Raw genomic sequence first — 12,740 nt, forward strand, 5'->3', positions numbered from 1 at the left:
TCAGGTGTATTAACAAGAAAGGTATTCCGTGAAAACTCACCACTTCCGGAGGAAATGTATCTCAGCAAGGGTGGCTGCGCTAGCGGCACTTCCCCTTGCACTGACGGGGATGATGTCATCTTCAGTCACCGTCTATGCTGATGATGAGGGCGCTGCTATGACCGCGCATGCCACGCAATCCGCATCTGCTCTCATTGAAGCCGAGCTGAGTACAGAAGCTCAGACGTCGTTATTGCACTCATCTTCTGAGATATCTCGTGGCGATAATACTCTTGACGTTAAAACTGCAGGTGACATTGCTGATACGACTGAATCGTTGATGGATGACCCTGTTATTGCTAGCGCTCGTGAGAGCGACGAGATAGCTAATGGCGAGGCAGTGAGCGAAAGTATCAAACCAGGCGAAGCGGGAGCCGCGCCCAATAACGCTGAGCTTTGGTCTACTGACGAGGCGGCGTCCCCACAATCAACGGATCTGTTGAAGCAGTTGGCAGATAGTAGGGCTTTGCCGAGGGAACAGCCTGCGAACAGCGCGTTACAGGCGCGACAGCCAAATCCCAGTGCACCGCAAACACCACAGCAGCCAGATACCGCTACCTCGCTGGCAAAAGAGGCAGCGAACATTACACCGCAAGCAACGCAGTCGGGCAGTACGTTCATCCCGCCGGTCAACAAGTATCCGGAAATTGGGAGCGATGAGTGGAATGCTTTGCCAGAAGCCGAACGCCTTGCTGCCAGTGAGAACTTTTATGGGATGGATCCTAAATATAGAGAGTTCTTTGAACCTCGCGTGCCATCTTCGAGCACAAATCATTTAACGTATCAGCTTTGGCAAAAGCATCCGGTGACGGGTCAGATGGAGCGCGTTCCAGTCACCTGGATGACTGCTGCCATCAATCCAGGGGCAAAGCTGTATGTTTTTATGAAAGTTGACGTGTCGAAGGCGCGTTACGACATGAGCAACGAGACGCGCGTCGGATTCGGCTTCCATTATTGGGGTTCACATCCGGCTGGTGACGGGGTCTATGCTCTCGATCGGAACGACGCTGGAAAAGCGCTCTTTACTTTCCTCAAGCCTGACTCAGTAATGATTGATGGGCAGATCACGAACAGATTTGATGATGCTGAGCGGATCTATGGAACGCATACGACTGATCCGTACCCTGCTCCGGATCGTAGTGAGCCACGTCAGGGGCATAAAGTGATCGAAAAGAAGGTTGCGCGCGGAGCGGTTCATTACATCGCCATCGAATATACAATGCCAGATAATTTTGCCTACGCGGCTTGGTCGCATGGTTCTGGATCGTCGGGGTCAGCGAGTGGAAGTATCGGCGCAAAGGCCCAAGGGTTCCGTGCGTTCCCGCTACCTCGGATTGACGTGCGTTATGTTCTCGATAAGGATTACCGCCAGTCGCAAGGTATCGCAGCTCCTGAATCGGACAGTCCCTTGACGGAGCGTGAACAGATGGCGCAGTACCACGTCATTGCTGATCTGGAAAACAAGCAAATTGCTGAGAAGAGTGCGGTATTTATGGACGGCGCGGGTGAAACGCTTTTCCCGCTGGATACCACATTCCGAATTTCTGGGTCGGATGGGAGCGTCCAAACGCTTCCCTATAAGTATGTGATGTTTGGGCCGGGTGCATACAGTACGGAACGACCTACTTATGAGAGTCTTATTAAAGATATTCCTGGTTATCGTTACGTGGCTGATGATTTTCAAAAGTCAACCGATAAGTTTTATAACGAGGGGAAAGAATCAAAGCTGCCCGTCTTTGACTATGAGTTTGACCCAAGCACAGGAAAGGTTGCGGTTTTTAAGCACTACTACGTCACCTACGAGGCGTTAACGGATGTTCGGGTAACGAAATCCTGGGTAGGTGATGAAACGAAGCGCCCGGATTCGGTTAAGGTTCAGCTCGAACGCGACGGGGAAGCGCTGGGTGATGTCATCGAGCTAAATGCGGAAAATAATTGGGTTTATCGATGGACCGAGCTTGAGCGTGATCGTGCCGATGGTGAGCCGTATGTTTATACGGTTGTTGAGGTGGATGTTCCAGAAGGTTTTAGTCTGACGAGGGAGCGCACGGTTGGTGAGGATTCCACGACGGGGGTTCCGCTCGTGGAAGTATCGCTGACGAATACGTATATTCCGCCAGAAGAACCGCCGAATACTCCACCTGATACGCCTCCGGATACTCCGCCGTCAACCCCACCTGTTCCACCGACCCCGCCGACACCTCCGTCAACGCCGCCTGCTCCTCCACATCTGGCAAAAACAGGTATTGGTGTGGTTGGTACGGTGTTATATGCTGCGATCATATTGAGTTCGGTTGGAGTTGGCTTTATGCGGTATAGCCGGCGAGAACGGCGATCCTAAAATGCCTCAGTAAGTGTTGAAGGGTGGCATAGGCTGTGATTTGCCTAGAGCTATCATCTATCAGGTAGGTATCGAGGGCGGCCTTGTAGCGAGTAATGCTGCGAGGTCGCCCGCTACTTTGTGCGTAGAGATGTGCGGTGTTTCAGAACAGAAGGATAATGCCTGACGGGATAAGAGGGCATGGACGGGCGGTTTTCAGCGTATTACTCCTGGCGAGCTGGCATTAGTTTTTACGCAGGGGATATGGCTGTGTGTTTGCTGGTTTATGAGGCTGTTTTTAGGGAAAAGAAGAGGCCTCGTATATGCGGGGTGCGTGTGTATGAATGTGTGTCGTTAAATTGTGGAGCAATTTTATGGTAGCCTGCATTTCGGACTTATGACTCAGGAAAATCGCATCTATTTACTTAAAATATTTCTCCATTGAAAACAGCGGATTGGGCTTGGAAGCATGGATGGAAACAGGGTAATAATCGCGGAGAGTCGGAATTATTTGCTTATGTACCAAGCTGAGACTAGCTTTTGTATTTTAGCTCGACTTCGACAATGGTAAGCGGGATAGTGCTAATCCCGGTCATGAGCGCGTGCGGATCGTCGTCAGATCTTTCCTTGGGAATTTTTCGTCATTGAAAATAGCAGTACCAGAGATTTCTGCTCTATCCTGCATATATAATAGGAGACATCCGAAACTTTCGTAAAAGTATTGACATGCATATTTTGTGTCACTAGATTGTCCTTAAGTTTCGAAGATGAAACTTCTAATTTGAGTCGAAGAAGGTGATTGTACGTCCAAGCGAAGAAATGCATATTTTGCAGCATCTATAATTTTTCTGCTTTCAACCATTACCACGGCTTATGGGTTGAGCTATACTGGTACGAAATATGGCAGTGAGATTCATACCAACGGCTCATTTATTTCTCTAAAAGATAATCAGGATGATAATCAGTTCCCGTCAGTTAACTACAGCTTTGATCAAGCGCGCCAAAGCTCAGGATTCTCAAATAAGTCTGGATACAATACAACAGTGACGATGAATGCTCCAGCGGAAGTCAACGGTATTCAGCCTTGTGTCTCGAGGTATTACATTCTTCCGTCTAACTGTGGAGGATGGATCGGTACTCCGCCGAAATAAGCAGGTTATCGGTTAATTTGTCTGACGTTTTGCGCTAAAAATTCAGCGCAAAATGTCAGCATATATCACTATCATGTTTAGGCTTGCTCGATTTAGTATCGCTACTACGGTGGCACTGTGGTTTGCCACAGTATTGATTGTGGTGCTGTGTTTTGCATCGCCCCATTGGCGTCTCAATAAAGCGGCGGAGCGCGCGCCGAACTATTTAGCAGATGCCTCTACTGCCGATATGGCTTTCATCTCCGGTGCGACCACTATTGACGATACAGTGGTTCCTTACTTTATTATCGAGCCACTCAATGGTCAATTACGTGTTCCTGGATTTGGCAAAACGCTTGGACCAGGTGAGGTTGTCATTTCCCCACGTTTGCAGGCGAATGAATCATTGGTAACTGCGCAGTTTGGCAAGATCGTCGGAGCGCTATCCACCGATATTCTTCTTCATGACGAGGAGGCACTCGTGTATGCTCGCCCCGCTGATGGGCAGCTCTTGCGTGACCGAGCCAATTCGGGCGTAGGGGTGGAGTATGGGGCTGGTTTTGGTCCAGATGCTAGATTTCGCAATGGTGAAGTGGTTTACGATTCCTGGTCGCAACTGTTGCCGGGGCTTGCCTGCGTGACCCTGATTCCGCCATTGCTGTTATTGACGATGGCGGCTTTGTCTATCAGCCATATTGCCATGTATCGCAAGTCCCAGATCTTTCAGATCGCAGGGGCTCGATATAGGCAGCTGTGTCGATTAAATCTACGCGAGCTTGGTACGTCGTTTCTTCTAGGTATATTGATTGGGGTTCTTTTCCAGGTATTATTTATTGCTTTTGACGTGCCGTTACCAGTTGATTTTATAGCTAGGTCGGAAGCGATCCGCCCATATCTTTCCGCTCTTTTCGGAGCAGATATCCTCACGGGTATAACCTTGGTGGTCTTATTTTTCCGTCCACAGATCGGGATTACCATTAAAAGTTCTCGTCGGAAGATCGTTTGGTGGCGTTCTTCCGTGTGGTTGGGGTCGTTTGTAGTTGGATTTCTTGTCACTATTATGGTGGCGATCTTCTATCAGGCTATCCCCGATTCGACTGCGCTCATTCTTTTGCTTATGGGTAGCGCGATGATGACCGCAGGGTTTCCGATGGCTTTGTCTTACCTGGTGAAGTTCTACTTCTCTCGTCAAGCTCGTGAGAAAGCGCCACTCACATTTGATCGTTTGCAGTGGCAGTGGGTATCGAGGAATTCATGGTTTGCAACGCGAAGTGGCTCGATCACTGGCGTGATGCTTATTGTTGGAATCTTTATCTCTGGTCTTTATGTCGTCTCAAGTGATAGCCCGTGGGGAAAGAATTATGGCGAGACGCGTGGCAGGATTGCTCAAGTTAATATTGATTGCGAAATGCGCCCAGAGTGTTTTACCGAACTCTTTTCCTCCCTTACTCAAGTAATGCCGGACTCCTTTGTTGGGGCAACGTTCTACGGTGAAAATACTGACGGAGTACTAGGAACTGCAAGGGTTGAGAGGGGAAGGAATAATCTAGACATTGAGCTTGAGCATAGTGTTAATTCCTATGTCCCTGATTCTATTCCAGAAGGGATTGGGCCGGAGGAATCAAATCTAGTGACCTTTTATGTTGCCGACTCTAACGGAGTCGATTTGACTCAGATCGCACCTATTCGCCTTAAATCTGTAGCTCACTATCCGACTGTTGAATGGGTTGGGGCTGGAGATAAAGCAGCAGCTGATATTTATAACTACCATTCTCGTTGGGTTTTGATTTTCTTTACGATAGCCACTCTGCTGTTCCTTAACGTCACACTGGTGAGTCAAGCGCTCCAAGCCCGGAAGTATGCCATCGAGATTAGTGCAATCGTTGCATTATCCGGGGCCAAGGATATGATAAGCCATACGCTGTCCAAACAACATGTGCGCATTGCGATGATTTCATCAATCTTCGCGTTACTTATCGGGGTGTATCTGTCCTACTCTTATGTTCGAGTCTCTCCATTTGAACTCCCACTCGGGTTTATCGCGGCGCTTCTAGCTATGCTGATCCTCGCTTCTTTCGTTCAGTTTATTCATATTTCCCGTGCTATCGCGGCTGAAACGGTCCGTTGGTTACCAGGAAAGGAATCCTAAGATGGTTTTATCTCTTCGGGATTTGGTTATCGGATATACGAGTCCACTGTGTCAGCCGATGACGTTCGATGTTGAGTGCGGGGAATCAGTGGTACTTGTGGGGCGTTCTGGTGTTGGAAAAACTACTCTGCTTTCAACGGTTCTGGGAATGCATCGCCCCTTATCTGGGACGGTCCTCGTCGATGGTATCAATGTTCATAAGATAAAATACGACGATCTCGCTCGGCTACGTAGCACAACTATCGGCACAGTTTTTCAGCATGGAGAGCTTCTCTCCACGTACACTGCAGAGCAAAATGTCATCCTGCCTCGATTACTTGCTAATAAGAGCGATAGCCATGTAACCGACGAAGCGATTGAGCTTTTGAAAGAGCTACGAGTAGAACCATCGCGTCTCGGCTCAGATCTATCAGGGGGTGAGAGACAGCGAGTTGCTTTGGCTCGTGCTCTCATTAACCATCCTCGTCTCATTCTCGCTGATGAACCAACTGGTTCCCTTGATCCCAATATGCGTGACGAAGTTATTGAGCTATTGTTTGCGGTTACCCAGCGTAACAATGCCGGACTCCTGATCGTCACTCATGACCCAATCGTCGCTAGTCATGCGGATAGGATTGTTTCCCTTGATTGAAAAACGGTGCTAGGAGTTTTGAGAGCACGAAACGCGGACGGATTGGATGAGAGAAGAGTTTTCGCTTTCATCCAATCCGCCTACATCGCTTATTTCCATTAACATTAAGATTTCTCTATTGGTTTATGGGGTGCGAGATGGTCTAGCTCTGTGGGGATCATGTGTGTTGCTCTGTTTTGCGTCTATGTAACGCCAGATCTTTACACATAGTAAAACGAGAGCTATCGCAATTATCGCTAGCAAGATTATGACGATGGGGCCTGTAATTGTTGCAGCGGTCATTAGGTATCCTCCTCATCAGCGGCTTGTGAGATTTCGAAGATAGGGTTCGCCACTCCTCTATGTTTAATGTGTTTTTAATCAGAAAGTATGTGACTTTCTGATGCGTGCGCGAAGCAAGCTTCGTGTGGAACTAGTGCGACTCTGCACTTCGCTCTTTGACGAGTGTGAGATCTCTCTCATTCGTCATTGTATGCTCGATAGGGGAATAGATCAAGAGAAATTCTAATAATGGCTATATGTGACTATGTAGTATTTCTAAAAATAACCTGAATTCAGGGATAGTAAAGCCGATGTTGTGATGGCGGATAGGAAATGTGGATGGCAATGAGGGCCCTCAGAGGTCGTTCGGGGGGGGGCTGAATTGCTGATTTTGCTTTTGGTGTTTTGACGGGCAAGGGGCGAGGTTGCATTTTGCCAGCTAGATTAGATCAGAGATGATTATCATCGTCGGTTTTGCTAAGGGGGGGGCAAATGAGAAAAGTACTTGTCATTGGTTGCCCAGGAGCTGGCAAAAGTACATTCGCTCGCCGATTACATGGAATAGTGGGTTTGCCCCTTCATCATCTAGATTTATTGTTCTGGAACGAGGATAAAACTTTCGTGCCAGCAAGTATTTTCAAAGGTCGCCAAGAGAAGATCCTTAACACGGATAATTGGATTATTGACGGTAACTACGAAAGTACCCTGGAACGACGGCTGCTGTTTGCCGATACGATATTTTTCTTAGACTATCCATTAGACGTTTGTATCGCCGGAGTGAAAGAAAGAAGCGGAAAGTTTCGTCCAGATTTACCGTGGAAAGAAAACGAAAATGACGAGACCTTTGAAGAGCTTGTAAGCTTTATTCGGGATTTTCATAAGAGCGGAAGGCAAAAGATTTCCGCCTTATTAGGTACCTGTTCGGGTAAAGAGGTTTACCATTTCAAAAGTCGCGATGAAGCCACAATGTATTTAAATGCGCTTTGTCAAAAGTAGATTGTGCTTTAAGAGGGGCTTGTGCCTCAGTTCCGTGCAGTATCTCTGAATTTTGGGTAATAAAGCTATCGGAGCGGCTAAGCAAAAACGGGGAGGCAAGTAATGATTTTCCTGTACCTTACTGGCTAGTAAAGGTAATGTTTTACCTAGTTTTACAGGTGAGAGCGACGTTAGAAGCAGGTAAATATGGACATATTTAATATCGATGCGAAAGACATGAATCTGTTTGCCACTTCGCAGGAAGCGTATATCGCCTGTTGTGTGGTGGCGTTGCTGTGGATTTCTGAGCTTGCTATCTGGTTTTATACCTCATTTGCTCAGCGGAAACATAGCCGAGATCTGACGCTTTGGTTAATTATTGGTGCGTGGTGTTGGGGTGTTGCGTCGGGAATAGTTTTCAGAGATACCGATATGCCATCTTGGGTTCAAAATCTGCTTTTCCCTCATATTATTTATTACCTCGGTTTGGTTCTGATCGTTGTAGGTGTTGTGATTCGTTGCCTTGCAGTCATTACTTTGCGCCATGCCTTTACGCACAATGTGCAGACAACCAGCGACCAGCATCTGATTCAAAGTGGGCTTTACCAGTGGGTGAGGAACCCTGCCTACACTGGAAGTATTGTCAGTTTGATCGGTGCCACGTTCGTCTACAGATCGGTGATCGCCACTATATCTACGATATTGGTATGCGCAATATGTTACGGGCTAAGAATTCACGTGGAAGAAAGGGCCTTGCAAAACCAGTTCCACGCTGAATTTATGGATTATTGCCAGAAAGTAAAATACCGCTTGTTTCCAGGTGTGTATTAATGATTTATTGGTGCTTTTCTGCAGACCTGCCGTGAATTCCTGGGAATATCTTTGGCTACAACCCAATTCTTTTCGAAGCGGCCAAGGAAAAAGCCCGAAATCCAAGACGTGCCAATTTGTTATTGGGAAAAGCTGAAGTGGTGCTGGCTTAAGCGGCGATAAGGCCGAGGCGAATCTTATTGTTTATATGCCATTGCTGGGATCAATTATTGTGTGGGGCGCAGGGGTGGTAAGTTTGAAATAGTGCGTATTCGAAAAATGTGCTTGACACGATTCGGGCAGTCTGCAAAACTTCTATCAAGCCAAAAATTGGAAACGTTTCAATTCTCGAAGGTGAGATCATGGCCAGAAAGAAAGTGACCCTAACTGAGGTTGCGGCGTATGCTGGCGTTTCGCTCGGATCTGCTTCGCGCGCAATGCGAGGCAATGGTGCAAGCGGTGCAACTGCGCGCAAGGTCCTTGAAGCGGCCGAGGAACTCGGTTATGTCCCCAATTTGCGGGCGCGTGCGTTGCGCGAAGGCAAGACGATGACGATCGCATTCGCAGTTCCTGATATTGGTAATCCGGCTTACGTCGAGATGATGAAAGAGCTAACAAACGTTCTCTCGCCGGTGGGTTATCGGGTAACCGTGGCGCAGATAGGGTCAGACCCTCGAGATGCAATTGATTTTGTCAGATCCTTTGCCAACGGCTCGGTTGATGCGGCGATCTTGTCGGTGCTTCGTATCAGTGATGAACTTGTCGAGGCACTTAAGAAGAGCGAGATTCCTGTGGTGGTGATCGGAAGTCCGGTGGATGACGGTGACATTGAAACCATAACGACTGATTCTGCACTTGGAATTGGCATGGCGGTGCGGCATGTAGTGGATCGCGGGTGCAAAGATCTCATCTTCGTAAACGGTCCCCTTGATACCCGACCGGGTGCCGCTCGGCAAATGGGTTTCGATGACATTGTGGAACAGCTAGGTTCTGAGATTTCCTCGGCACGGACGATACGGGTTGGAGATTTCAATCTGGAAGCAGGTTCTCATGCTGGAAGGAGGATCGCGCGGCTGTGGGAGGATAAACCTGCTAGTGACGTGAAAAGAGCTGTCATTGCGGCGAACGACCTGCTTGCCATAGGTGTTATGAGGGAGCTTATGAGCGCAGGATTCTTAATTCCGAGAGATGTTGCCGTCACGGGAATGGATGCCATTGAACTGGGAAAGCTCGTCACCCCCACACTGACTTCTGTATCTCTACGAGCGGGGGAGCGGGGTCGCCTTGCTGCGGAATCCCTCCTCTCCCATTTCGATACTCCCACCAAAGTTGCGCGTTCAACGTTCTTGGAGCCGCAACTCATTATTGCTGAATCAACAGGATGGATGTGACAACCAGATGGCTTCTGTAACGTCATTTCGTGGGCGAGAGCGAAGAAAGGAAGCACTCTTTCTTGCGATCCCCTCCTTGATCCCCATTCTGATCTTTTCGGTTGTGCCGCTCATTATCGGCATCGGACTTGCGTTTACGGATGCGCGGCTTGTGCGAAAACCAGAATACAATTTCGTTGGTCTGGATAACTTCCACGATCTTATGTCGAACGGCATGTTCTGGAACTCGTTCAAAATCGGCTTGATTTGGGCGGTTTCCGTCACGTTGTTGCAGATGGTGCTCGGGATGATCCTAGCCTTGCTCCTTAACTCCAACCTTCGCTTCAGCAGCTTTACTCGAGTGCTCGCTCTGATACCGTGGGCGATGCCGCCGGTTGTTGTCGCCATCATGTGGCGGATGCTTTACTCGCCGAATGCAGGCCCGATCAATGCATTCCTCGGGTCGATAGGTCTGCCGGATAGCACAAACTGGCTGGGTAGCTTCTCAACAGCTTTCCCTGCGGTAATCGTTGTTGGAGTATGGGTTGGGATGCCGCAAACGACCATTACGTTGCTCGCTGGTTTGCAGCAGATTCCACCGGAGATAAATGAAGCCGCACAGATTGATGGTGCTAATAATTGGAAACGATTCCGACACGTGACACTCCCGTCCCTTACTCCGATTATTGCGGCCATTGCCTCGCTTAATTTCATCTGGAATTTCAATTCGTTTTCGCTTGTTTATGTGCTCACCGAAGGCGGCCCAGGAGGTCGCACCATGCTGCCGATGCTTTTTACATATATCGAGGCATTCAAGAACCGAAACATCGGATACGCGGCGGCAATGGGTCTCGTTCTAGTAGTCATCGTGACAATCCTGCTCGCGCTATACCTCAAACTTCAGCTCCGCGAAGACAAGGAGAAGTAAGATGAAACAGGTTACGCGCGCCAGCCAGTACACGCTCCTCGTCGGGTTTATCGTATTCCTTGGTTTTCCCCTTCTGTGGCTGATCTCGTCCTCATTCAAATCATCTGGCGAGCTCAATTCGCTATCGGTCAACCTCATACCTCAAGACTTCACGGCATCCAACTATTCGGTCGCTCTTGAGAAGCAAGGAATTATCAGGTCATCGTGGAACTCGCTCGTTGTCGCTCTCGCGTCAACTGCTCTCGTCGTACTCATATCCATGCCTGCAGCATATTTACTGGCCAGATACAAGGGTGCAATACGGATGATTGGCACCGGATGGGTCATGATTAGCCAGGTGTTCCCAGTCATCCTGATTATTCTTCCGCTGTTCCTCATTCTGCGGTCAATCAATCTGGCTGACTCTCTGATCGGGCTCACTCTTGTGCATACGACCTATACCCTCCCGTTCGCGCTGTGGATGCTGCAGGGATACGTGGCAAATATTCCGATTGATCTTGAGGAAGCGGGAGCGATTGATGGCGCTTCGAGATACCAGGTACTCAGGCAAATTGTCTTCCCGTTACTGGCACCCGGAGCTGTCGCGACTGCGCTGTTTGCTTTTGTCTCCTCGTGGAACGAGTTTTTCTTCGCTCTCGTTCTACTCCAATCTCCAGAAAATTACACACTACCAATCACGCTGAAGATGTTTATCGGTGGTGAGGGCAAAGTGGCCCTCGGTCCATTAGCGGCTGGCTCGGTTCTTGCCGCTATTCCATCCATCATCTTCTTTTCAATCATGCAGAGAAAACTAATCTCCGGGCTAATGTCCGGCGCGGTCAAAGGCTGACCGTAAAGAGAGGAAAACCATGCGCACATACAAGATTCTGATAACGGTGATGGCGGCGGCAATTGGCCTTGCCGCCTGCGGTGCGGACGAAAAATCCGCAGAAGGAGAGCCGATCCGGCTTAGCTTCCAATCGCTCTCCGATCAACCAGCCACAATCGAGGTAACGAAACAGATTGTTGACACCTGGAACAAGGACAATCCCAATATCCAGGTTGAGATCATTCCTGCCGGCTGGGACGGCATCTACGACAAGCTCATAACGCAGTTCAACTCTGGGTCAGCTCCCGACATCATCCATTATGAGGCTGCTTCAATCATCCCCTTTGCTCGCGATGGATACCTCGCAGACCTCTCTGGACTCCTTGATAAAGACTTTGTCGCCGATGTCCCCAAAGGGATCATGGAGTCAGTGACCGTGGATGGGAAAGTCGTTGCCGCGCCAACAGAACTCCAGTCCTACATGGTGTTTGCTAATAAGAGCATTTTGAACAAAGCCGGAATTGAGATCCCGCACGGCGAAACAATGACCTGGGATGAACTGCGGAACATTGCAAAAGCGACGACAAATGCAGATACCTACGGTCTTGCCTGGGGGCTCAAGTCGCCTACCGCTGCAATGATGGCTATGGGCCCGCAATTCGACGGCAACTTCTTCGAAGGCACTGGGGAAGATGTGCGTATCAACGTGGGCGAAGGAGAGCTGGCTATTCCTAACATAATCCACGACATGGCCTACGTGGACAAGACCCTTTTCCCGCTATCTCTAACCCAATCGGGTTCTGAGGTGCTAGCTAGCTTCTACGCCGGCAAAGTTGCCATGACGATCCAGGGCTCTTACCAGGCCGCCAATATTGCGGTAGATGCTCCCAAAGGCTTCGATTGGGTCGTCTTGCCTCCGCTCAAGGGCACGGCAGGTGCTGGTCAATCAGCAAACCCGCAGACTCTCTCGGTAAACATTGATTCTGAGCATGTCGAAGAGTCGGCAGCATTTATCAACTATTTCGTAAAGGCGGAAAACCTTGCCACGATCAACAAGGCAGATGCTCTCATTCCGCCTTCGCAGTCGGCTCAAAAGCGTATGACTGAGTCCCTTGGCGGCGACGACAATTGGAAGACCATTCTCTCCTCAGGTCAGTATATGGTCTCCGCTCCCTACCTCTTTGCGGACCACTACGCACAGTGGAAAGACACAGTTGCCACCCCGGCCTACCAGAAGTACTTCGCTCAGGAAATTGATGCCGCACAACTCCAGGAGGCCTTGACCAGCGGGTGGAACACTATAACCCACTAGGTAAATA

The 12,740-nt window shown here is 49.1% G+C and carries 9 protein-coding genes; all 9 read left to right on the forward strand.

Features of this window, described 5'->3' with window-relative positions; genetic code table 11:
- Window positions 1–109 precede the first annotated feature (109 nt).
- The 9 genes from ACLHIJ_RS07095 (at window position 110) to ACLHIJ_RS07135 (ending at window position 12,733) form a co-directional block, all read left to right on the forward strand.
- Window positions 110–2,380, forward strand: a complete 2,271-nt coding sequence (locus ACLHIJ_RS07095) for a Cna B-type domain-containing protein (RefSeq protein WP_411298807.1) — start codon at window positions 110–112, stop codon at window positions 2,378–2,380.
- Window positions 2,381–3,619: 1,239 nt separating this feature from the next.
- The gene (locus ACLHIJ_RS07100) at window positions 3,620–5,638 is read left to right on the forward strand and encodes a hypothetical protein (protein WP_411298808.1); all 2,019 of its coding nucleotides are present in this window, start codon (window positions 3,620–3,622) and stop codon (window positions 5,636–5,638) included.
- 1 nt (window position 5,639) lies between these two features.
- The gene (locus tag ACLHIJ_RS07105) at window positions 5,640–6,269 is read left to right on the forward strand and encodes an ABC transporter ATP-binding protein (RefSeq protein ID WP_411298809.1); all 630 of its coding nucleotides are present in this window, start codon (window positions 5,640–5,642) and stop codon (window positions 6,267–6,269) included.
- A gap of 753 nt (window positions 6,270–7,022) precedes the next feature.
- Entirely contained in the window at window positions 7,023–7,526 is a 504-nt protein-coding gene (locus tag ACLHIJ_RS07110; protein ID WP_411296939.1) for an adenylate kinase, read from the forward strand.
- A gap of 186 nt (window positions 7,527–7,712) precedes the next feature.
- Window positions 7,713–8,336, forward strand: coding sequence for a methyltransferase family protein (locus tag ACLHIJ_RS07115; protein ID WP_411296940.1), 624 nt, complete (start codon window positions 7,713–7,715; stop codon window positions 8,334–8,336).
- Between the two features lie 341 nt (window positions 8,337–8,677).
- Window positions 8,678–9,706, forward strand: a complete 1,029-nt coding sequence (locus tag ACLHIJ_RS07120) for a LacI family DNA-binding transcriptional regulator (protein WP_411296941.1) — start codon at window positions 8,678–8,680, stop codon at window positions 9,704–9,706.
- A gap of 7 nt (window positions 9,707–9,713) precedes the next feature.
- Window positions 9,714–10,613 (forward strand): carbohydrate ABC transporter permease, encoded by a 900-nt coding sequence (locus ACLHIJ_RS07125; protein ID WP_411296942.1) that lies wholly within the window; start codon window positions 9,714–9,716, stop codon window positions 10,611–10,613.
- 1 nt (window position 10,614) lies between these two features.
- Window positions 10,615–11,442, forward strand: a complete 828-nt coding sequence (locus ACLHIJ_RS07130) for a carbohydrate ABC transporter permease (RefSeq protein WP_411296943.1) — start codon at window positions 10,615–10,617, stop codon at window positions 11,440–11,442.
- 19 nt (window positions 11,443–11,461) lie between these two features.
- Window positions 11,462–12,733 carry an ABC transporter substrate-binding protein gene (locus ACLHIJ_RS07135; protein ID WP_411296944.1) on the forward strand — a complete coding sequence of 424 codons (1,272 nt, stop codon included), beginning with the start codon at window positions 11,462–11,464 and terminating at the stop codon, window positions 12,731–12,733.
- The last annotated feature ends 7 nt before the right edge of the window (window positions 12,734–12,740 follow it).

This window comes from Trueperella sp. LYQ141 (assembly GCF_046599555.1).
In the GTDB taxonomy this organism is placed as follows: Bacteria; Actinomycetota; Actinomycetes; order Actinomycetales; family Actinomycetaceae; genus Trueperella.